The sequence below is a fragment of the Proteus sp. LHD240705 genome, assembly GCF_047921555.1.
In the GTDB taxonomy this organism is placed as follows: Bacteria; Pseudomonadota; Gammaproteobacteria; order Enterobacterales; family Enterobacteriaceae; genus Proteus.
In genome coordinates this window covers 302,647-323,220 of the sequence record NZ_JBLRMI010000004.1, presented here as the reverse complement: position 1 = coordinate 323,220, position 20,574 = coordinate 302,647, and the positions used below count along the sequence as shown (strand labels likewise).

Annotated in this window: 23 protein-coding genes; 15 read left to right on the top strand and 8 right to left on the bottom strand. The window is 38.2% G+C overall.

What is annotated here, in order from left to right; all coding sequences use genetic code 11:
• Positions 1-86 precede the first annotated feature (86 nt).
• The gene (gene grcA / locus ACNART_RS10555) at positions 87-470 is read left to right on the top strand and encodes an autonomous glycyl radical cofactor GrcA (protein ID WP_023581591.1); all 384 of its coding nucleotides are present in this window, start codon (positions 87-89) and stop codon (positions 468-470) included.
• A gap of 137 nt (positions 471-607) precedes the next feature.
• On the opposite strand, the gene srmB is transcribed toward grcA, so the two are convergent.
• Positions 608-1,972 carry an ATP-dependent RNA helicase SrmB gene (srmB, locus tag ACNART_RS10550; RefSeq protein ID WP_232805398.1) on the bottom strand — a complete coding sequence of 455 codons (1,365 nt, stop codon included), beginning with the start codon at positions 1,970-1,972 and terminating at the stop codon, positions 608-610.
• A gap of 264 nt (positions 1,973-2,236) precedes the next feature.
• Here srmB and trmN point away from each other — a divergent pair, with 264 nt between their 5' ends.
• From trmN to acpS, 12 genes are all read left to right on the top strand, one after another.
• A complete protein-coding gene (gene trmN, locus ACNART_RS10545) occupies positions 2,237-2,992 on the top strand; it encodes a tRNA(1)(Val) (adenine(37)-N(6))-methyltransferase TrmN (protein WP_368927684.1) in 756 nt (251 codons plus the stop codon).
• A 296-nt stretch (positions 2,993-3,288) separates the two neighbouring features.
• On the top strand, positions 3,289-3,867 hold the full coding sequence (gene rpoE / locus ACNART_RS10540) for an RNA polymerase sigma factor RpoE (protein WP_006533574.1): 579 nt from the start codon (positions 3,289-3,291) through the stop codon (positions 3,865-3,867).
• A gap of 38 nt (positions 3,868-3,905) precedes the next feature.
• Positions 3,906-4,532, top strand: a complete 627-nt coding sequence (rseA, locus tag ACNART_RS10535; protein ID WP_232797511.1) for an anti-sigma-E factor RseA — start codon at positions 3,906-3,908, stop codon at positions 4,530-4,532.
• A gap of 44 nt (positions 4,533-4,576) precedes the next feature.
• A complete protein-coding gene (gene rseB, locus ACNART_RS10530; RefSeq protein ID WP_198619718.1) occupies positions 4,577-5,545 on the top strand; it encodes a sigma-E factor regulatory protein RseB in 969 nt (322 codons plus the stop codon).
• 13 nt (positions 5,546-5,558) lie between these two features.
• Positions 5,559-6,023, top strand: a complete 465-nt coding sequence (gene rseC, locus ACNART_RS10525) for a SoxR-reducing system protein RseC (RefSeq protein WP_165122850.1) — start codon at positions 5,559-5,561, stop codon at positions 6,021-6,023.
• Positions 6,024-6,324: 301 nt separating this feature from the next.
• The gene (gene lepA / locus ACNART_RS10520; protein ID WP_109370984.1) at positions 6,325-8,121 is read left to right on the top strand and encodes a translation elongation factor 4; all 1,797 of its coding nucleotides are present in this window, start codon (positions 6,325-6,327) and stop codon (positions 8,119-8,121) included.
• A 14-nt stretch (positions 8,122-8,135) separates the two neighbouring features.
• Positions 8,136-9,107 (top strand): signal peptidase I, encoded by a 972-nt coding sequence (gene lepB / locus ACNART_RS10515; protein WP_198619720.1) that lies wholly within the window; start codon positions 8,136-8,138, stop codon positions 9,105-9,107.
• A gap of 195 nt (positions 9,108-9,302) precedes the next feature.
• A complete protein-coding gene (gene rnc / locus ACNART_RS10510) occupies positions 9,303-9,983 on the top strand; it encodes a ribonuclease III (protein ID WP_075673668.1) in 681 nt (226 codons plus the stop codon).
• A complete protein-coding gene (gene era, locus ACNART_RS10505; RefSeq protein WP_023581601.1) occupies positions 9,980-10,888 on the top strand; it encodes a GTPase Era in 909 nt (302 codons plus the stop codon). The genes rnc and era overlap by 4 nt, the downstream gene beginning before the upstream one ends.
• 9 nt (positions 10,889-10,897) lie before the next feature.
• Positions 10,898-11,638: a DNA repair protein RecO gene (gene recO, locus ACNART_RS10500; RefSeq protein WP_099073674.1), complete on the top strand. Its 741-nt coding sequence runs from the start codon at positions 10,898-10,900 to the stop codon at positions 11,636-11,638.
• A 69-nt stretch (positions 11,639-11,707) separates the two neighbouring features.
• Positions 11,708-12,439 (top strand): pyridoxine 5'-phosphate synthase, encoded by a 732-nt coding sequence (gene pdxJ, locus ACNART_RS10495; protein WP_075673670.1) that lies wholly within the window; start codon positions 11,708-11,710, stop codon positions 12,437-12,439.
• Positions 12,439-12,819 carry a holo-ACP synthase gene (gene acpS / locus ACNART_RS10490; RefSeq protein WP_069367826.1) on the top strand — a complete coding sequence of 127 codons (381 nt, stop codon included), beginning with the start codon at positions 12,439-12,441 and terminating at the stop codon, positions 12,817-12,819. The genes pdxJ and acpS overlap by 1 nt, the downstream gene beginning before the upstream one ends.
• Before the next feature lie 40 nt (positions 12,820-12,859).
• Here acpS and ACNART_RS10485 read toward each other — a convergent pair whose 3' ends face one another.
• From ACNART_RS10485 to ACNART_RS10475, 3 genes are all read right to left on the bottom strand, one after another.
• Positions 12,860-13,120 (bottom strand): YfhL family 4Fe-4S dicluster ferredoxin, encoded by a 261-nt coding sequence (locus tag ACNART_RS10485; RefSeq protein ID WP_198619721.1) that lies wholly within the window; start codon positions 13,118-13,120, stop codon positions 12,860-12,862.
• A gap of 242 nt (positions 13,121-13,362) precedes the next feature.
• Positions 13,363-13,671: an addiction module antidote protein gene (locus tag ACNART_RS10480; RefSeq protein WP_196569581.1), complete on the bottom strand. Its 309-nt coding sequence runs from the start codon at positions 13,669-13,671 to the stop codon at positions 13,363-13,365.
• Positions 13,672-13,674: 3 nt separating this feature from the next.
• Positions 13,675-13,992 (bottom strand): type II toxin-antitoxin system RelE/ParE family toxin, encoded by a 318-nt coding sequence (locus ACNART_RS10475; protein WP_115350077.1) that lies wholly within the window; start codon positions 13,990-13,992, stop codon positions 13,675-13,677.
• A gap of 206 nt (positions 13,993-14,198) precedes the next feature.
• Here ACNART_RS10475 and ACNART_RS10470 point away from each other — a divergent pair, with 206 nt between their 5' ends.
• Together ACNART_RS10470 and tadA are read left to right on the top strand one after the other, a co-directional pair.
• Positions 14,199-14,834, top strand: a complete 636-nt coding sequence (locus ACNART_RS10470) for a LysE family translocator (RefSeq protein WP_198619722.1) — start codon at positions 14,199-14,201, stop codon at positions 14,832-14,834.
• Positions 14,835-14,941: 107 nt separating this feature from the next.
• Complete coding sequence (tadA, locus tag ACNART_RS10465; protein ID WP_196735119.1) at positions 14,942-15,472, top strand: tRNA adenosine(34) deaminase TadA; 531 nt, start codon at positions 14,942-14,944, stop codon at positions 15,470-15,472.
• A gap of 7 nt (positions 15,473-15,479) precedes the next feature.
• Here tadA and ACNART_RS10460 read toward each other — a convergent pair whose 3' ends face one another.
• Genes ACNART_RS10460 through ACNART_RS10445 form a run of 4 tightly spaced genes read right to left on the bottom strand, consistent with a single transcriptional unit; the run spans position 15,480 to position 20,405 of the window.
• A complete protein-coding gene (locus tag ACNART_RS10460) occupies positions 15,480-16,028 on the bottom strand; it encodes a fimbrial protein (protein WP_109370977.1) in 549 nt (182 codons plus the stop codon).
• Entirely contained in the window at positions 16,028-17,098 is a 1,071-nt protein-coding gene (locus tag ACNART_RS10455; RefSeq protein ID WP_198619723.1) for a fimbrial protein, read from the bottom strand. Before ACNART_RS10455 ends, ACNART_RS10460 begins: the two co-directional genes overlap by 1 nt.
• Positions 17,099-17,123: 25 nt before the next feature.
• A complete protein-coding gene (locus tag ACNART_RS10450) occupies positions 17,124-17,888 on the bottom strand; it encodes a molecular chaperone (protein WP_198619724.1) in 765 nt (254 codons plus the stop codon).
• A 30-nt stretch (positions 17,889-17,918) separates the two neighbouring features.
• Positions 17,919-20,405 carry a fimbria/pilus outer membrane usher protein gene (locus ACNART_RS10445; protein WP_416303591.1) on the bottom strand — a complete coding sequence of 829 codons (2,487 nt, stop codon included), beginning with the start codon at positions 20,403-20,405 and terminating at the stop codon, positions 17,919-17,921.
• Positions 20,406-20,574 lie beyond the last annotated feature (169 nt).

The window sequence follows — 20,574 nt, the reverse complement described above, 5'->3', positions numbered from 1 at the left end:
AAGTAAACAGAAACATTGGTTAGACCAAATACCCAAGTTCTGATATGAGATTGGAATTTGATTTTGTGCCCAAATTGGAGGTCGAAATGATTACTGGTATCCAAATTACTAAAGCTGATAACGACGATTTATTACACTCTTTCTGGTTATTAGATGATGAAAACGGCGAAGCTCGTTGCATCTGTGCTAAAAAAGGTTTTGAAGAAGGCCAAGTGATTAACCGTAAAGAGTTAGGCAATATCGAATATCGTGAAGTGCCTGTAGAATCTAAACCGGTTGTTCGTGTAGAAGGTGGTCAACACCTTAACGTTAACGTATTAAGCCGTGAAACACTGGAAGATGCTGTTAACAATCCTGAGAAATATCCTCAATTAACTATTCGTGTTTCTGGTTATGCTGTGCGTTTTAACTCACTGACTCCAGAACAACAACGTGATGTTATTACTCGTACTTTCACAGAAAGTCTGTAATTTTCACTAAAGTAATAAGTTAATAATAAGCTCGATATGAAAATATCGGGCTTTTTTTCTATACAAAAGAAAAAAATAAAAAACCGTAACTATATTATATAGCTACGGTTTTTTTATAGGTTCAGAAAGAGCACAGATTATTCGTTATTAGTATTCGTTTCTTTTACTGGTGCAGTAGGTGCAACATTTTTTTCTGTATGTTCAGCAACTGCTTTGCGACGTTTACCAATATTTTTACGATCGCGAGTTCGCACTTTTTCTTTAACTGCTTTTTTCTCTTCTTCTTTTTTCGCTTTGCGTTTAGCAAGTACTTTTTTAGAAGGTTTGAATGTTGCTTTCAGGCTTGGTGCTTTGGTTTCTGGACGTAGTTCAGCAACAACACGATATTTAATTGGCTCTTGAACGTAACGGCCAATTTTCCCTAATAATGGGTGATCATGAGCTTCAACTAATGAAATTGCGATACCTTTACGGCCCGCACGTCCTGTACGACCAATACGATGCAAGTAAACATCCGCAGTACGAGGTAAGTCAAAGTTGAAAACGTGTGTGATATCATCTAGATCAAGACCACGAGAAGCAACGTCTGTGGCAACAAGCACATTCATTTTGCCTGATTCTAAACGTTTGATTGCATCGTTACGCTGTGTTTGCGCCATTTCACCTTCAAGGTAGCTGCATTTAATACCTTGTTTTTCTAACGCAGTGACAAGCTCTCTTACACGCTCTCTTTTACGAACAAAGACAATCGATTTTTTAACATCGTCTTGCTTAAGTAATGCAGCAAGTAACGCTGTTTTATGTTCAAGATTATCAGCATGATAATAGAACTGCTGAATTTTTTTACGTTCACGGCGAGAAGGATCGGCATTAAGCTCAACAGGTTCGTTGAGGATGCGCTGTGCAAAATCAATAACCGCATTACCTTCCAGTGTTGCAGAGAACAGTAATGTCTGTTTGCGCCAGCGAGTTTCGCCTGCAATAGTTTCGATATCGTTAGCGAAACCCATATCTAACATACGGTCTGCTTCATCTAAAATCAGCATTTCCACTGCGCGGCAGTCAAAGTTTTCTTCTTTGATGTACTGTAATAAACGACCTGTTGTCGCAACAACGATATCTTGGTTCTCACTGAAGACTTCAGCGTGATTCATATAAGCAACACCGCCCGTGATTGTGGCGATATCTAAATGTGTGTGCGCACATAATTCTTTTGCCTGCTCGGCAACTTGCATAGCAAGTTCGCGTGTTGGTGTCAGGATAAGAATACGCGGCGGGCCTGATTTTTTACGTGGATAATCAAGCAAGTGTTGAATTGCCGGAAGCAAAAAGGCCGCAGTTTTCCCTGTGCCTGTTGGCGCAGAGCCTAAAATATCGCGTCCATCCATTGCAGCAGGAATTGCATCTGCTTGAATAGCTGTAGGACGTTGATATCCTTTTTCTTCTAATGCGGTCAATAAACTTTCATCAAGTTCAAGACTGGAAAATGTCGTGGCTGTCATTGTATACCTCTGTTTAGGGCGCGGATTTTGACATTATCCCCCGCTAAAAGCCAGAGGATTTACCGCTATCACATTATATATTACCGATAGACGAAGGTATTCGTTGTTTTTAGGCTTAATCTAAATAAGCGTGCATCGTATACAAATAGTTTAATGTTAAGATAGGGGTTGTAGAAACGTTATCTTATCATATATCTCTTTTTCCGTGACATGATTGATAAGCAATAAAAAAGAGATTGCTGTACAAATCAATAGAGCCAATAGATGAATCAAAAGAAAGTGAAAAAAGCAGGATTACGCAAAGGTGGTTTTACATTTAAACAATTTTTTGTTGCTCATGATAAGTGTGAAATGAAAGTGGGTACAGATGGTGTTTTATTAGGGGCTTGGGCGCCTATCGATAATGTAAAAAGAGCACTTGATATTGGTACAGGAAGTGGACTAATTGCATTAATGCTAGCTCAACGAGTGACTAAAATTGAGTGTATTGATGGCATTGAACTTGATGAGAAAGCCGCATTACAAGCGACGGAAAATGCTCAGGAGTCACAATGGCATTCATTTATTCATATCCATCATAGTGATATTCATCATTATGCAGAGCAAACGCAAAATAAGTATGATTTGATTGTTAGTAATCCTCCTTATTTTGAGCCAGCAATTGCTTGTCGTAATGATGTTCGTGAGCAAGCGCGTTATACCAAAACTTTAACGCATGAGGGATTACTGAATAGTGCGCAATCACTTATCACCGAAGATGGTTTGTTCTGTGTTGTATTACCTTATTCTATTGGTGAGCAATTTATTGAAATTGCAGAAAAAAAAGAGTGGAATGTTGCGAAACGCGTTAATATTAAAGACAGTGCAGATAAGCCTTATCATCGAGTTTTGTTAGCATTTCAAAGACAAAATCAAGGCAGTGTTGCATGTAGTATAGATGAACTTATTATTCGTAATAATGAAGGGCACTATACCGACAAGTTCCAATCTTGGGTGACTGACTTTTATTTATATTATTAAATCTATATTTAATAATATCTTGTTTAAGATAATATATATTGTTGTAAGTAATCGTATATATTCAAATAATATCATTGTGTTATCGTTTTTTTATTGGCAGATTGCATTTTGGTTGGGTGATCATCATGATGATTTTTTTGTGATTCATCTCTTAAAATAATGATTGAATTGAACTTCATACTATTTTTGCGCTCTAAGTCTTGTAGCTCATAAAAACGAGAAGGAATAACGAGAGTAAATATGACGGAGTCATTTAAAAATAGTGCGAAGCTTGACTTCGGGAGAGTCCATCTCTAATGAGCGAGCAGTTAACGGACCAAATGTTGGTTGAAAAGGTACAAAATGGTGACCAGAAAGCCTTTAATTTGCTGGTTATCCGCTATCAACACAAGGTAGCAAGCCTGATTTCCCGTTATGTACCACAGGGCGATGTACCAGATGTTTCGCAAGAAGCCTTTATTAAAGCTTATCGTGCCATCGGTTCTTTCCGTGGAGATAGTGCTTTTTATACATGGCTTTATCGCATTGCTGTGAATACAGCAAAAAATTATCTGGTCGCACAGGGGCGACGTCCGCCTTCGAATGATTTAGATGCGAGTGATGTTGAAAATTTCGAATCACCCAATGCACTAAAAGAAATTTCGAACCCTGAGAATTTAATGTTGTCTGAAGAGTTACGGAGAGTGGTTTTTCACACCATAGAGTCATTACCTGAAGATTTAAGGGTTGCTATTACACTTCGGGAACTTGACGGGCTAAGCTATGAAGAGATAGCGGTCATTATGGATTGCCCTGTCGGAACAGTACGTTCACGTATTTTTAGGGCGCGAGAAGCTATTGATAATAAGGTTCAACCATTAATACAAGAGTTTTAATTGTGGGTGAACCATCATTGACTGAAGGGTACTTTTACATGCAAAAAGAAAAACTTTCTGCATTTATGGATGGCGAAGTTCTTGATAAAGAATTAATGGGTACAATTGCTCGTGATGACTCCATGAAAGAGACATGGCAACGCTACCATTTAATTCGTGACACAATGCGTGGTGATGTAGGTGAAGTAGTCCACTTCGATATCGCAAGTCGCGTTGCGCTCGCTTTAGAGAATGAACCTGTTCGCATAAGTCCTGAACAACAACAAGAGCAGCAACCTGCGCCATCACAATGGCGTCAGCACTCTTTCTTACAAACGTTACGTCCTTGGGCAAGTCAGTTAACTCAAATCGGTGTCGCGGCTTGTGTTTCATTAGCTGTTATTGTTGGTGTTCAGCAATATAATGGAAAAAGTGGTTCTGAAGATTTCCAAGTAGATACACCTGTATTTAATACTCAACCTATTATGGGTTCAGGTTCACCAGTAAGCTTAAATCTTCAAAATGATACTTTAGGTAAAGACCAGCAAACACGTTTACAAGAGCGTAATCAGCGCCTTGGATTAATGTTGCAACAGTATGAGTTAGATCGTCGCATTTATAATGCACCACAAAATGAAGCGCCAGTTAGCGCTCAAGGTGAAACTCAACCCGTAGCTGCACAGTAATAGATGTGAATGTATAAATAACGTGTGGGAATGAAATAGTCGTAATGAAAAAATCATGGTTATCCACCTTATTGCTGGTGGGCAGCCTGTCAATGCCGATACAAGCCTTGGCGCAACCTCAAACAGGTAGTGTCGAGGCTTTGTTGCAAAAGATGGGTCAGACAAGTCAAAGCTCTACCTATGAATTATCTTTTATCAATATCAATTCTCAAGGTATTGTTCCTATTCGCTACCGCCACACTCTTATCGATGGCAAACCGCTTGCACAATTAATGCAAATGGATAGTACTCGCCGTGAAATAGTTCAACGTGGTGATGAGATCAGCTATTTTGAGCCGGGCTTAGATGCTTTCAGCTTAAGAAATGATCATATCGTTGATTATATCCCTTCTATCATTTACCAAGATTTCAATGAATTATCAGGTTATTATAATTTTATTGATGCAGGTAGAACGCATATTGGTGATATTCCAAGCCGAGTTGTTCGCGTGCTATCAAAAAATAATGACCGTTATGATTATGTCTTGTTTATAGATGAAGAAAGATATCTACCTTTAAGAGTCGATCTACTAGATAAGAATAATGACATCATTGAACAATTTCGAGTGATTACAGTTAATGAAGGGAGTGAAGTCGGAGCAGAACTTAATTCGTTACGTACCGTCAATATGCCACCTTTATTACTTGTACCAAAAGCTAAGCCCTTGGTTTATAACTGGTCGGTTAGCCAATTGCCTGAAGGTTTTAAAGAGGTAAAACGCAGTAATCATCAAATTTCTGAGACTGAGTTTAGTCAGTCTATTTTATTTAGTGATGGATTATTTGACTTCTCTATTTATGTTAATAAAAGTGGTCAACACGTTAATTCGCCCGAACGCGATAAAATGTTGAGGTATGGTCGTAATACAATTTATACCTATGACAAAGAAGGTAATGAAATTACCTTTATTGGTCAGCTACCATTTCCTACGGCACAAGCAATAGTTAATAGTGTTGTATTTACGAAAAAGTAAAAGGGTATAAGTTATGGTTAAAGAGTGGGCAACAGTTATACATTGGCATGAAGGACGGGCGTTATTACGCTACGGATCTTCTTCTGGCTGTGGTAGTTGCCAAGCTCGCGCTGCGTGTGGCTCTTATTTATTAAATAAAATAGGGCCAGAGACAGTTCATCAACTCGAACTTCCCGTTGCACAACCTTTAGTTGAAGGGCAAAAAGTGGAAGTCGGTATTCCTGAAAATAATCTACTTCTTTCCGCAATGCTAGTGTATTTAACGCCACTTATTGGCTTATTTATTGTCGCAGGCATTGCGAGCCTTTGGCTTTCGAGTGAATTTGCTATTTTTTGCAGTGGACTTGTGGGGGGGGCTCTTGGTTTTTTATTTGCCAAAAAAGTGGCGACTTGGTGGAGCAAAGATGAAGGTTTTGAACCTATTGTATTGCAAATAGGGCTTCCTCCTCATGAACTTAAAGTTCAGTTTCAAGAATAATGAGTTGATAAAAATAATGGGGCATCAGCCCCATTATTCTTGTCATGCTGCTTTTGTAATAATATCTATCTTAAATTAACACGTTTCTATATCTGGAAATTACCCGCAAAAAATTACAAATAAATGCAAGTCTTAGCATAAATGTTTGTGTTTGATGAACGTTTCTTTGAGTATAATGTCTCTAGTGTGTAGAATGCGTCATCAATAATAACTCCTGCAATATAGAGTTTTCGCTTTGTGTCCATGAATGACGCCAAAGCCAGATTTATAGAGCAAAGCAATAGAGAAAAATAATTTCAGAATGAAAAACATACGTAACTTTTCCATTATCGCACATATTGACCACGGTAAATCGACGTTATCAGATCGAATTATTCAAATTTGTGGTGGCTTATCAGATCGTGAAATGGCTGCGCAGGTTCTTGATTCTATGGATCTTGAGCGTGAACGTGGTATTACAATCAAAGCGCAAAGCGTAACCTTGAATTACACCGCTGATGACGGTGAAGTTTATCAGCTTAACTTTATCGATACCCCAGGACACGTTGACTTCTCTTATGAAGTATCTCGTTCACTCGCTGCGTGTGAAGGCGCGTTATTGGTCGTAGATGCTGGGCAAGGGGTTGAAGCGCAAACATTAGCAAACTGCTATACCGCGATGGATATGGATCTCACCGTCGTTCCTGTTTTAAATAAAATAGACTTACCAGCAGCAGAGCCTGAGCGTGTTGCTGAAGAGATTGAAGACATTGTGGGCATCGATGCCACAGATGCAGTGCGTTGCTCGGCAAAAACAGGTATTGGTGTTAAAGAAGTTATCGAACGTCTTGTTAAAGAAATTCCAGCACCTGAAGGTGATGCAGACGCTCCATTACAAGCACTGATTATTGACTCTTGGTTTGATAATTACCTTGGTGTTGTTTCACTGATCCGTGTTAAAAACGGTAAAGTCAGCAAAAACGATAAAATCAAGGTAATGAGTACGGGACAGGTTTATAACATTGACCGTATTGGTATTTTTACGCCAAAACAAATTGATACAACCACGCTTAATTGTGGTGAAGTAGGCTGGGTTGTTTGTGGTATTAAAGATATTTTAGGTGCACCTGTTGGGGATACTTTAACAGCAGCGCAAAAACCAGCAGATAAGCCATTGCCTGGCTTTAAAAAAGTTAAGCCACAAGTTTATGCAGGTTTATTCCCAATTAGCTCTGACGACTATGAATCATTCCGTGATGCATTAGGCAAATTAAGCCTGAACGATGCTTCATTATTCTATGAGCCAGAAAGCTCAACAGCGTTAGGTTTCGGTTTCCGTTGTGGTTTCTTGGGTCTTCTTCATATGGAGATTATTCAAGAACGTTTAGAACGTGAATATGACCTCGACCTGATCACAACAGCTCCAACCGTAGTTTATGAAGTTGAAATGACTAACGGTGATATTGTGTTAGTGGATAGCCCGTCTAAATTACCACCACTGAATAATATCGAAGAAATCAGAGAACCTATTGCTGAATGTCATATGTTATTACCGCAAGAATACTTAGGTAACGTAATTACTTTATGTATCGAAAAACGCGGCGTTCAAACCAATATGGTCTATCATGGTAATCAGGTTTCATTAACTTATGAAATTCCGATGGCTGAAGTAGTATTAGATTTCTTTGACCGTTTAAAATCAACATCACGCGGTTATGCTTCTTTAGACTATAACTTTATTCGTTTCCAAGGCTCTAACATGGTACGTGTCGATGTCTTGATTAATGGTGATCGCGTTGATGCTTTAGCATTGATTACACATAACGATAATGCACCTTATCGTGGTCGTGAGCTGGTGGAAAAAATGAAAGAATTTATTCCACGCCAACAGTTTGATATCGCTATCCAAGCGGCAATTGGTAACCATATTATTGCTCGTTCAACTGTTAAACAGTTACGTAAAAACGTATTAGCCAAATGTTATGGCGGTGACGTTAGCCGTAAGAAAAAACTGTTACAGAAACAGAAAGATGGTAAAAAACGTATGAAGCAAATTGGTAACGTAGAGCTACCACAAGAAGCGTTTTTAGCCATTCTTCATGTTGGTAAAGATAAATAATTTAAGGAGAAAACATGGCTAACACGTTTGCCTTGATCCTAACGCTGGCAACGCTAATAACGGGAGTTTTTTGGGGAATTGAGCGCTTTAAGCTCAAGCCAGCCCGAAAAGCAAAACTAAAGCGTCTTCAAGAGATGACGCAAGGGACCGAGGATCAGCAAGAGTTAGCAAAATCAATTAATAAACCAAGCTGGGCAGAGACATTAGGCTCTTTATTCCCAGTTTTGATTATTGTTTTGGTTCTGCGTTCATTTGTGTATGAGCCGTTTCAAATACCTTCTCGCTCCATGATGCCAACTTTGTTGGTTGGTGATTTTATCTTGGTTGAAAAGTTTGCTTATGGATTAAAAGATCCAATTACACAAACCACGTTAATTAATACAGGGAAACCTAAACGAGGCGATATCGCTGTATTTAAATATCCTCGTGATCCTTCTACTGACTTTATTAAACGTGTTATTGGATTACCGGGCGATAAAATTGTTTATGATATGGTGTCGAAAAAACTTCATATCTATCCAAATTGTGATAAAGCCATTTGTAATGAGGAAATATCAGTAAATTATGGTACTGCTTATCCAAGTGAATGGACGTTATTATTACAAAATGTACCGGGTGGTCAGCGTATTAATGGTATGAAATCTATTCCAATTGAGGAGCCTATTTCAACAGCAACTCAATTACGTGAAGAAGAAAGAGTAGAAACTATTGATAAAGTCTCTCACCGTATTATGACAATACCTGGTGATATGACGATGCCTGAGTTTATCCAACCTGGATTACCTGTCGGTACGTGGATTGTTCCTGAAGGTCATTACTTTATGATGGGTGATAATCGAGACGGTAGTTCAGATAGTCGCTTCTGGGGCTTTGTTCCTGAGAAAAATTTAGTAGGTAAAGCGACAACAATTTGGATGAGCTTTGAAAAAGTAGAGAATGAATGGCCAACAGGCGTTCGTTTTAGCCGTATCGGTGGCATTAAGTAATTATTAACAAAATAGCGACAGCATTCCTTCTTATCTAAGTGTAGAATGTGTCGCTTCTTTAAATATGATTGGCTCCTGTTATTGACAGGAGCCAGTGCAAACGCAACAGTTCTGTTATCCAACTCGATAATTTCTCGTTGTCTTAAACAGATTTGTTGCGTGTGCTTCAAATTAAGTTATGGAAATTGATCGCACATGAATACTTTATTAATAAACCAGTTACAAAAGAAACTGGGCTATACTTTTACGCAAAATGAATTATTACTACAGGCTTTAACGCATCGCAGTGCCAGCAGTAAACATAATGAACGTTTAGAATTTTTAGGTGATTCAATTCTAAGCTATGTAATTGCTAACGCACTTTATCATCGCTTTCCTCGTGTTGATGAAGGTGATATGAGCCGAATGAGAGCAACACTTGTTCGTGGAAATACACTCGCTGAATTAGCGCGTGAATTTGAATTAGGTGAATGTCTACGTTTAGGCCCAGGGGAATTAAAAAGCGGTGGCTTTCGTCGCGAATCAATTTTAGCGGATACGGTGGAAGCTTTAATTGGTGCAATTTTCCTCGATAGTGATATTCAAAATATCGAAAAAATTATTTTAAACTGGTATGAGAATCGTTTGGCTGAAATTAGTCCAGGCGATAAGCAAAAAGATCCTAAAACTCGTTTGCAAGAGTATCTGCAAGGCCGTCATTTACCATTACCTTCTTATATTGTGGTACAGGTTCGTGGCGAAGCCCATGATCAAGAGTTTACGATCCATTGTCAGATAAGCGGTATCGAACAACCTGTCAAAGGGATGGGTACAAGCCGTCGTAAAGCTGAACAGGCCGCTGCTGAACAGGCATTAATACAACTGGAGCTTGAATGAGCGAAGAACAAACCTATTGCGGATTTATTGCGATAGTCGGTCGCCCAAATGTGGGAAAATCAACACTACTGAACCAATTACTGGGGCAGAAAGTTTCTATTACATCACGTAAACCGCAAACTACGCGTCACCGTATCATGGGTATTGATACAGATGGTGCTTACCAAGCGATTTATGTGGATACACCGGGCTTGCATATCGAAGAAAAGCGAGCAATCAACAGACTAATGAATCGCGCAGCAAGCAGTTCAATTGGTGATGTTGAATTGGTTATTTTCGTTGTTGAAGGCACCAATTGGACGCCTGATGACGAAATGGTGTTAAATAAATTAAAATCATTACGTTGCCCTGTTTTATTAGCAATTAATAAAGTGGATAACGTGACTGATAAAACCAAGTTACTTCCACATATTGGCTTTTTAAGCCAACAAATGGATTTTCTTGATGTTGTGCCAATTAGTGCTGAAAAAGACATGAATATAGATACGATAGCGAAAATCGTACGTAAATGTTTACCAGAAGCGACTCATCATTTCCCTGAAGATTATATTACTGATCGCTCTCAGCGTTTTATGGCATCAGAAATTATTCGTGAAAAATTGATGCGCTTTTTAGGTGAAGAATTACCTTATTCTGTCACTGTTGAAATTGAGCAATTCGTTACCAATGAGCGTGGTGGCTATGATATCCACGGATTAATTCTGGTTGAACGTGAAGGCCAGAAGAAAATGGTTATTGGTAATAAAGGTGCGAAAATCAAGAAAATTGGTACTGAAGCCCGTATGGATATGGAAGACTTATTTGAAAACAAAGTTCACTTAGAACTTTGGGTGAAAGTCAAAGCGGGCTGGGCTGATGATGAACGTGCTTTACGTAGCCTTGGCTATGTGGACGATTTAAAGTAGGTAACTGAAGTGGATGGCTGGCAACGTGCATTCGTTATCCATGCTCGACCTTACAGTGAAACGAGTTTATTACTCGATTTTTTCACTGAAAATGAAGGGCGAGTACGCATATTGTCAAAAGGTGCGCGAGGCCGTCGTTCACCCTTAAAAGGGGCACTTCAACCTTTTACTCCTTTGCTCATTCGTTGGAGTGGGCGAGGAGAAGTTAAAACACTTCGTGATGCTGAACCTATCTCTTTAGCATTACCACTGACAGGCTCTGTACTATACAGTGGCTTGTATCTTAATGAGTTATTGTCTCGCGTTTTAGAAAATGGTACGTCTTATAGTGTACTTTTTTTTGAATACCTCTCCTGTTTGCAAATTCTTGCTGCTAGCGATACCACACCCGAAGCGGCACTAAGACGCTTTGAACTTGCGTTATTAACACAACTTGGCTATGGATTAGATTTTCTGCATTGTGCCGGAAGTGGAGAGCCTGTTTCAGATTCGATGACCTATCGTTATCGGGAAGAAAAAGGTTTTATTGCGAGTTTAGTGGTTGATCATAATAGTTTTACGGGATTTGAATTAAAATCCTTAGCCAGTCGCGAATTTCCTACTGTTGAAACATTAAAAGCGGCGAAAAGGTTTACTCGAATGGCATTGAAGCCCTATTTAGGCGGAAAACCATTAAAAAGTAGAGAACTTTTTAGACAATTTGCTATTAAAAAATCCCCAAAGAAAAGAGCATTGATGGCAGAACAGTAATATTGTCTTTTTCTTCTCTATGGAATGTGTAAACTAAGGTAATGCAACGTTATTTTTCAGGAGAAGAGCATGTCTGATATTCTACTTGGCGTTAATATTGACCATATCGCCACCCTTCGTAATGCCCGAGGCACAACGTATCCCGATCCTGTTCAAGCGGCTTTTATTGCAGAACAAGCTGGTGCTGATGGTATTACTATCCATTTACGTGAAGATAGGCGTCATATCACTGATCGCGATTTAATGTTGATAAGCCAAACGGTTCAGACAAGATTAAATCTGGAAATGGCAGTTACTGAAGAGATGATTGAGATAGCTTGTCAAACTCAGCCTGATTTTTGCTGCTTAGTACCTGAAAAACGCCAAGAAGTGACAACGGAAGGTGGTTTAGACGTTGTTGGCAATGAAGCAAAAGTTGCTGATGCAATTAAACGCTTATCTTTAGCGGGTATCAAAGTTTCTCTGTTTATTGACCCTGACCATGAGCAAATTAACGCAGCCGATCGTGTTGGTGCACCTTTTATTGAGATCCACACTGGTGCTTATGCTGACGCTGAAGATGAAATGGCTCAAGAAAAAGAGTTTGTCCGTATTCGTGATGCAGTGACTTACGCCGCATCTAAAGGCTTAAAAGTGAATGCGGGACATGGTTTGCATTACCACAACGTACAACGTATTGCCGCATTACCTGAACTTTATGAACTGAATATTGGTCATGCAATTATTGGTAGAGCCGTATTTAGTGGATTAGCACCAGCGGTTGAAGAAATGAAACGCTTAATGCGAGAAGCGCGTCGCTAATGGCTATTGTTGGCTTAGGTATGGATATCGTCGAGATATCGCGTATCGAAGATATTATAGGGCGTTCTGGTGAACGCCTTGCTCGTCGCATTCTTACTGATACCGAATGGGAAATCTATCAATCCCATAAACAGCCAATACGCTTTTTAGCTAAACGGTTTGCAGTAAAAGAGGCGGCGGCAAAAGCATTAGGAACAGGGATCCGTTTAGGATTGGCTTTTAATCATTTTGAAGTGCGTAATGATGAGTTAGGCAAACCTACACTGCATTTTTTAGCGGTTGCAAAAGAGATGGCAGAGAAAGCGGGGATAAACTCTATTCACGTAACACTTGCTGATGAACAGCGTTATGCCTGTGCGACAGTTATTTTAGAAAAATAGCTCTCTTAGATTTATCACCCACAAAATCATTGACTAAGGTTTAGAGCTTATCTGCATGGTGGATCAACACAAATTTTTCCCATAATTCATCTTGAGATTCAGTATGAGTAGGATCAGTGATGATCGTGTTAGTAATCGGACAAACCGATTGGCAAGTCGGTTTATCGTAATGTCCTACGCATTCAGTGCAAAGATCAGGATTAATTTCATAAATTTCATCCCCCATTGAAATAGCATCATTAGGACATTCGGGTTCACACATATCACAGTTGATGCATTTCTTCGTAATTAGTAAAGCCATATCAGTCACTTAATATATAAATTATTAAATTTCAGTAACTTATATCTTGCACTTATATGTTACCATCTATCAGTTTTATGTAGCTATATCCGATAAAATAGCGTTTTATCATTCAAATGGGGATATCGCCCAAATCTTCTTGCTTGATGAGAGATAAGCAAGGGAGGGTAAGATTACCATTTATATGACATTTCCTAAAGTAACATCACTCAAATGGCTTATCAGATTATATAAATAAAATATTAAGCGCTTGCCAATGAGGAGAAATGAAAACCAGTAGCATTAATGACATGGCGTAGTGTTTTTAATGTAGGGTTACCTGTTGGTGATAGTGTTCGGTAAAGTGTTTCACGTGAAACACCTGCTTTTTTTGCAATGGTTGCCATGCCTCCACGGGCTTCTACGACATGGCGTAATGCCATAAGAAAAGCTTCTTGCCCACCATCTTCATCTATATCAAGGAAGGCTTGATGTAAATAAGCTTTAGCAAAATCGGGGTCTTCACGTAAAATTTCGACCATTGCATCATCATGCAAACGAGAATTTGGCATAATCTACCTCTTCAAATAATCTTTTAGACATAGGATAGCTTTATTAATATCAGTATCCTGAGTTCGCTTATCTCCAGCTAGAAGTAGCAATATAATTTCGCCATCGATTAAACTATAGTAAACCCGATATCCAGCTCCTTGATCAATTCGTAATTCCCAAACACTATCACGGCAAGGTTTATGATCGCCAAAATGCTCACTTGCCATTCTATTTACTCTTGATGCAATTTTTGCTTTAGCAACAGGATCGCGTATTTTTTTGAAATAGTCAGCATATAAGTCTTTGCCATCTATTGTTAAGTAATGTTTGATCGTTTTCATTGGCAAAATGTAGCTTAAAAGCTACGAATCAACAACTATATTTGTAGCTTATAAGCTACGATAATTTATCAGTAATATATATAAAAATCAAAAATCCTAGGTAGAAGCGAGTAAATATTAATTATAAAGAGTATGTTTTGTGGTATTCCGCACACCTAATACTCTGTTATTGATGTTAAATAATGCAATAACATAAGGGGTATTCTATGCCAACACTGTTTAATATGTGGACGTTTGCGCTTTTATCTTTGGGATTAGTATTAACTCCAGGTCCTAATATGATTTACCTGATTTCACGTTCAATCTCTCAAGGGAAAAAAGCCGGATTTATTTCACTAATCGGTGTGGCTGTCGGCTATATTTTTTATATGTTATTAGCGGCATTTGGTATTACGGCCATTTTTATGGCTGTACCTTATGCTTATGATGCGTTGAAGATTTGTGGTGCGATTTACCTTTTTTATATAGCTTGGCAATCTATTAAACCTGGTGGGCGTTCTATCTTTCATCCCAAAAAATTGCTTTCAGGTAATACAACAAAGCTCTTTGTTATGGGGTTTGTTACCAATCTATTGAATCCTAAGATTGCATTGATGTATTTATCACTGTTGCCTCAATTTATTAGCATTCAAAATGGCAGCGTTTTAAATCAATCATTAGTGTTAGGGAGTATTCAAATTATTATTAGCATCGCAGTAAATGCATTGATTGTTATTGCCGCTGGCTCTATTGCAGGGTTCTTTATGCAAAGGCCTCGTTGGGCACTCATTCAACGTTGGTTTATGGCAACAATCTTAGGGGCTTTAGCTATCAAATTAGCCACAGAAGCGCGCGTAAACTAAAGTTTCATCTTGCTATCTTTGTCATAAACAATTCAAGACAATCTCTTTAGTTATCAATAGAAAACAGGGTACAATATCCCGCTATATGATCATGAAGAGATATCCTTGTGAATAAAGTTAAAGATGATATTTATTGGATGCATAAAGCGATTGAGCAAGCGCAAAAAGCACAAGAAATCGGTGAAATACCAGTGGGCGCAGTATTAGTCGTTGATAATAAAATCATTGCTAAAGGATGGAATCATTCAATTATCGATAACGACCCCACTGCACATGCAGAAATTATGGCATTACGCAAAGGGGGAAAGCATTTACAAAATTATCGTCTACTCGATGCAACTCTTTATATTACCCTAGAACCTTGTGTGATGTGTGCAGGAGCGATTGTGCATAGTCGGGTAAAACGCGTAGTTTATGGCGCCTCAGATTTAAAAACAGGTGCAGCTGGTTCATTTATTGATATTTTACAGCACCCCGGAATGAACCATAAAGTTGAGATAACATCAGGTGTATTAGGTGAGGAGTGTTCACAGCTTTTAAGCCAATTTTTTAAAATGAGAAGGGCTGAAAAGAAACAACTTAAAAAGCAAAAAACCAGTCCAGTTATAATCAATACTGAACCAGCCATAAAAGAATAATACCTGTTTACTGATAATTAAGGGTATACGTTGCTTGTGCTTGGAATGGGCCAGTGAGCAATGTTTGATTTTTCAGTGCAGAGGGTGATGCCTCAACATATGTCATAAAATTAAACTGAATACGTTTATTATTAAGAAGTCGAGTTGAGCTCGGCTTTTTTAATTGAATAACATTGCGTTGAACATCTGTAAATACAATCCCGATACTTTTAGGATCTTCAGATCCTGTGCCAACAACAGCAAGGTGATCGGGCATTGTAGGATGCTCTTTCCCATCTAACGTAATCGTGACGCTTTTATAAATATCCTGACTGCAATTTTCTAAACTAATACTAAAAGCAACAGGTTCACTTTTTTGAAAAGTATAGAGATCTTTTGCTGATATCTGTTTGAAATCAATTACTTTATTTTCATCACCAGCAACAATAGTACAACCATGTGCAACCACAACACCTTTAAATTCCATATCACCACCAATAAGCTCGGTCACAGCAAAAGCGGAAGGTGAAAGTAATAATAAAAGAGAAATAGCAGATTTTGTTATTGGGTTTTCCATTACATAAACTCCGCAACTAATGTGGCATGTGCTGAAAATTCACCTTCTGTAATTTTGCTACCTGTTTTTGCGATAGGAGCTGCTGTGACTTCCCAGTTTCCTTTAAAATTATTCAGTTTCCCGACAGAAAAATATTGATTAGGTGGCACAATCGCTCCTGATTTGTCTCTTAAAACAATACCTAAATTAGTTCTATCTACAGGTCCTGTTGTGCCAAGATAATTAGGGTTAAAACTAGCGATACCTGAGCTCCCAGTTTGAATTTTGAACATAATTCTACTGTTAGGGTTAGTAAAACTACCACCTTCACACTTGATGGGAATATTGCGCGTGATCTTGTAGTTTTGACCATTTAAATAGTCAGAGGTATTACCGACATTGCCAAAATCAAAGGTAATTGGAGAGCCATTATTAAATGTACATCTATCTTCCGTGGTTAATATTCCTGAACTAATCACTAATTTTGAAATTGGCTCAGGGCCATATTCTTGATATAAGCCATTACCTACACGTGCATACATTTGAGCTACAGCTTGTCCTGTTAATGAAACCCCATTAATAATCGGTTTTTTCAAGCGAAAGACTAATACACCACTACTTCCTGATGACATGTTGGGTTTTGGTGATTCAGGGACACTGCAGCCTTGTTGCCCATTTCGATTGTTCGGTTTTTCAATAAAAGGAACAGTAGGAAGTGATTCAGGACCCCAAATAGAAAACTTGATCTGAACATCGACATATTCATTCAGTTCATAGTAATTATTGCCTAAATAGCGTAGGTCAGAATTTGCCATATAATAAGTGCGAGAATTCGGAACTAAAGGATCTTTAGGACAATAAACCGTTGCTAAATATCTGTCAGGCAAAGAAAAGTTTACTGTGGCCGTTTCGCCAGGTCGGTTATTAGGAAATGTTGCGTTATTTAATGCAACTCTAAAAATATTAGGGCCTCCAACAGTGCGAACTTCACCATGAATATAAGCAGATGCCACAACTGGAGTACATAACATTGCGCCAGTAAAAAGTAATTTTAGCGTATTGAAATAAAAATTTGCTGTTGTTAATTTCATTTTATTCCTACCGGCGTCAAGTTAATTAATATTTGGGTTGTTGTTCTTTAGGTGCTGCTTTACAGCTATTTTGTTGGCAAGCAAATTTTAATTCTGGATGTCCGCCGTAATCATTTACATACATCATGTAAAATTGATTGACGTTACTGCTTTTAACTGGAATTTCCAGTGATGCTTTAGGCGCAACCATTAAACCAGGGAAGGTAGTTAACTTATCGCTATCCTCACCATTCAACTTATTAGAAAGCCCGATAATTGTGATGTAATAAGGTGTCGGATTTTCTGCAATAAATTGATTGCCTTGTTTTTTAAACACTAATTGATCTTGCCAAACCATGCCTGGCTTTTCAGGAATAATGGCTGTTGGGCGGTAGAATAATTTAATGCGAGACTGCATTGCCATTTGCAACACGTTAGCTTGTTTTGGTGCTGGTGGAATTTCACGCACATTTAAATAAAACAGTGATTCTCTATCTTGTGGCAAAAGACCAATTTCTGCTGTTTTGGTAATTCTAACCACGCCTTTTTGATCACCATCAAGACGCTGTAAAGGTGGCAATGCGACTAAAGGAGAAGCGATTTTTTGTCCGTGTTCATTTTCAACCCATGATTGTGCTAAGAAAGGAATATCAGGGCTAGTATTTTTTAGGTTTACGCTAGCTGAGTTTTCGTTGCCCATTAGTACAATGCGAGTTCTATCTAATGACACGCCCGCTTGAGTCGTACTCACAATGCTAAGTGCAATTAATGAGCCACAAAAAAGCGTTTTAAGTGTGTTGAATGAGTTCATACAATTATCTCTAGTAATTCATTTTATTCATTAAAATCCCTGACATAATAACAATTCATGTTTTAGTGGATCGTTAATTGCAGCTGGGATTGTAATCGTACACTGGGTTTTACCACCCCAGATCACGTTTAATGATTCATTAAGGTTAACACCGGCGATATAAACTAAACCATCTTCCATCACCATTCCCATATTTTCACCGTTTTTATTGGTGATTTCGGCACCAAATGGTGGGTGTTTTTGATCGACTGTTTGTAAGATGGCCATTAGGCGCTCACCTTGGCGAACAGGGAATTTATAGTAGCCAATTGCGCCTTCAGTTAATGTGGCAGAAGTAATGGCTTTGTGTGTTTCAATATCTGAATCCATTTTATCAACATCAATACGAGCATCAACATTGTTATAACTAGTTAAGTCAGTTAATACCCCAATACCGAATAGGTTTGTCGTTGTGCTTTGATTATTAAATGGTACGCCTGCAACGCCATCAGTATCAACCATCATGCGAGCAGTACTTGATGTCATGCTACTGCTATGTAATGCAGCGCCGTGGCGTGTTGCAGTAAATCCGCCTTTAACTGTTGCACCTAGTGCAACATAATTATCTTGTTGATAGCTCGCATTGGCATTAATTTCTGCATATTGCGAACGGTGTTGATAATAACCATCAGTATTGGCTTTATTGTCTGAGCTTAAACCTGCACGGACACGCCATAGATTATTATAATTGCTATTATCAGAATAAGAGGCCATTTGGTTCACTTTTCCGTTACTGTCTTGCAAGCTATAACCAATGCTTTTACCACTTCCTAATGGAACTGAAATATTAAAAGAAATACTGTCATCAGTATTATCTTTATGCTGAGTACGGAAGGCAGATAAGTTAGTATTAATCTGCTCTATACCCATAATAGAAAAATTACGGCTTACCGTAACACCATACTGTTCTTGTGTCTTTTTATCCCAATAGTTTTGGTGTCGATAAGAGAGATAAAGTGTTGTCGATTTTTCAATATCATCAGCCCAAAAAGTTTTGTTACCTGTAATGGTATACATCTCTTTTTCATAACCATTGTTATTAATATCGTTGTAACGCTCATCCATATATTGAGAGAAAGATCGGAATGTTTTCTCTGAAAAGCGATAACCTGCAAAAGTAATCGTACTATGGTACTCATCAAAGGTTTTAGCGTAGTTCAGTTTGAAGGACATACCATTGATATTTTCATTATCATAGGTTTTGCTATAAGACTGAGTAATATCACCTGAAAGCGTACCTAAACGCCCTATATCGTGACCTAAACCTAATGACCACGCATTGTAATCTTTAGCTGTCAACAAAACCCCACCATACAGCGACCATGTGTTGTTCATACCCCATGAAAAATCGCCTTGATAAAAAACAGGGCCTTGCATTTTATGGTTGTTGAGCGACGACTGACCCATTGATGTGTTATAACGCACTGAACCTGGGCGAGTCATATAAGGTAGATTGGCTGTTTGTACTTGGAATTCGCTTACTTTACCGTTTTGCTCTTCGACTCTGACATTTAATTGGCCTTGTACTGTATCTTGTAAATGTTTAATAGCAAAAGGGCCCGCAGGTACCGTAGTTTCATAAATTAAGCGACCGTTTTGCGTTACAGTCACTTTGGCATTAGTGTTTGCGATGCCATGAATTTCAGGTGCATAACCTTGCAAAGAAGGGGGCAACATTCTTTCATCACTTTGTATATTGGCACCTGTAAAACGAAAACTATCAAAAACTTGAGAGTTTAAATAAGTTTCACCAAGCGTTAATTTTGCAGCTAGGCTAGGTAATGGTTTATAGGCGTATATCTGATTCCAATCAAAGCTATTATTTGATGAATATTCAGATGAATAGTTTCCTTGATATTCAGCACGTAGTCGCCATTCACCAAGGTTAATTCCAGCTTGCCCATATCCTGTTAATGAGTTGTTATTATTGCCTTGATTTGGGCGAGTTGATATACCTGTTAGGGTATAGTCAACTAATAACCCAGATACACCTGGGTCCCACAATTCAGGTGGTGTCCAATCCGCATCTTCATATTTCATTAGTGAGCGAGGCATAACAATATCGAGAATACCGCCATCATTTTTGATAGAGATACCTGGTAATTGACTAATATTGAAACAATCTGGTGAGATTTCTTCGATAAATTTTTGATTTTCTTCGTTAACTGTTAACTTTTTTAGAAGAGTAGGGTCAATACAAGCGATGGAGTAATTGGGTTTTACTTCAACATAATTAATGTTTTGGCGAGGGAAGTCACGACCATTTATACGGATATCTAAGTAGTACATACCCGGAATAATGTAGTTAGAGGTTGCAAAACGAGATAAATCGACATTATCTCTGTCTTCGGCATCTAGCATATGAATGTTAAATTCCACAGAATCATCAGGCTCGGCTTGAGCGAAAAGCGCTAAGCACAATAGCAAAATGGCACAAATGTTTTTCCATATTGTGCTGTGAAAAAAAGAAATTAACATGAATAAACGCCTAATTATTAATAAAATAAAAAGTAATTAAATAATGAATATTTATTTTATTACTTTTTATTTTATTCTTATTAAATTGAAGTGTTTTATCAAATTTAACGCAGAGGAAGTCCCCTGCGTTAATGCAGTAATTAATTTATTATTTAATTAATTTAAATAA

What these genes read in the sequence shown, in the direction of transcription:
- grcA (WP_023581591.1), top strand. Translation starts at nt 87, where the DNA reads ATGATTACTGGTATCCAAATTACTAAAGCTGATAACGACGATTTATTA.
- srmB (WP_232805398.1), bottom strand. Translation starts at nt 1,972, where the DNA reads ATGACAGCCACGACATTTTCCAGTCTTGAACTTGATGAAAGTTTATTG.
- trmN (WP_368927684.1), top strand. Translation starts at nt 2,237, where the DNA reads ATGAATCAAAAGAAAGTGAAAAAAGCAGGATTACGCAAAGGTGGTTTT.
- rpoE (WP_006533574.1), top strand. Translation starts at nt 3,289, where the DNA reads ATGAGCGAGCAGTTAACGGACCAAATGTTGGTTGAAAAGGTACAAAAT.
- rseA (WP_232797511.1), top strand. Translation starts at nt 3,906, where the DNA reads ATGCAAAAAGAAAAACTTTCTGCATTTATGGATGGCGAAGTTCTTGAT.
- rseB (WP_198619718.1), top strand. Translation starts at nt 4,577, where the DNA reads ATGAAAAAATCATGGTTATCCACCTTATTGCTGGTGGGCAGCCTGTCA.
- rseC (WP_165122850.1), top strand. Translation starts at nt 5,559, where the DNA reads ATGGTTAAAGAGTGGGCAACAGTTATACATTGGCATGAAGGACGGGCG.
- lepA (WP_109370984.1), top strand. Translation starts at nt 6,325, where the DNA reads ATGAAAAACATACGTAACTTTTCCATTATCGCACATATTGACCACGGT.
- lepB (WP_198619720.1), top strand. Translation starts at nt 8,136, where the DNA reads ATGGCTAACACGTTTGCCTTGATCCTAACGCTGGCAACGCTAATAACG.
- rnc (WP_075673668.1), top strand. Translation starts at nt 9,303, where the DNA reads ATGAATACTTTATTAATAAACCAGTTACAAAAGAAACTGGGCTATACT.
- era (WP_023581601.1), top strand. Translation starts at nt 9,980, where the DNA reads ATGAGCGAAGAACAAACCTATTGCGGATTTATTGCGATAGTCGGTCGC.
- pdxJ (WP_075673670.1), top strand. Translation starts at nt 11,708, where the DNA reads ATGTCTGATATTCTACTTGGCGTTAATATTGACCATATCGCCACCCTT.
- acpS (WP_069367826.1), top strand. Translation starts at nt 12,439, where the DNA reads ATGGCTATTGTTGGCTTAGGTATGGATATCGTCGAGATATCGCGTATC.
- ACNART_RS10485 (WP_198619721.1), bottom strand. Translation starts at nt 13,120, where the DNA reads ATGGCTTTACTAATTACGAAGAAATGCATCAACTGTGATATGTGTGAA.
- ACNART_RS10480 (WP_196569581.1), bottom strand. Translation starts at nt 13,671, where the DNA reads ATGCCAAATTCTCGTTTGCATGATGATGCAATGGTCGAAATTTTACGT.
- ACNART_RS10475 (WP_115350077.1), bottom strand. Translation starts at nt 13,992, where the DNA reads ATGAAAACGATCAAACATTACTTAACAATAGATGGCAAAGACTTATAT.
- ACNART_RS10470 (WP_198619722.1), top strand. Translation starts at nt 14,199, where the DNA reads ATGCCAACACTGTTTAATATGTGGACGTTTGCGCTTTTATCTTTGGGA.
- ACNART_RS10460 (WP_109370977.1), bottom strand. Translation starts at nt 16,028, where the DNA reads ATGGAAAACCCAATAACAAAATCTGCTATTTCTCTTTTATTATTACTT.
- ACNART_RS10455 (WP_198619723.1), bottom strand. Translation starts at nt 17,098, where the DNA reads ATGAAATTAACAACAGCAAATTTTTATTTCAATACGCTAAAATTACTT.
- ACNART_RS10450 (WP_198619724.1), bottom strand. Translation starts at nt 17,888, where the DNA reads ATGAACTCATTCAACACACTTAAAACGCTTTTTTGTGGCTCATTAATT.
- ACNART_RS10445 (WP_416303591.1), bottom strand. Translation starts at nt 20,405, where the DNA reads ATGTTAATTTCTTTTTTTCACAGCACAATATGGAAAAACATTTGTGCC.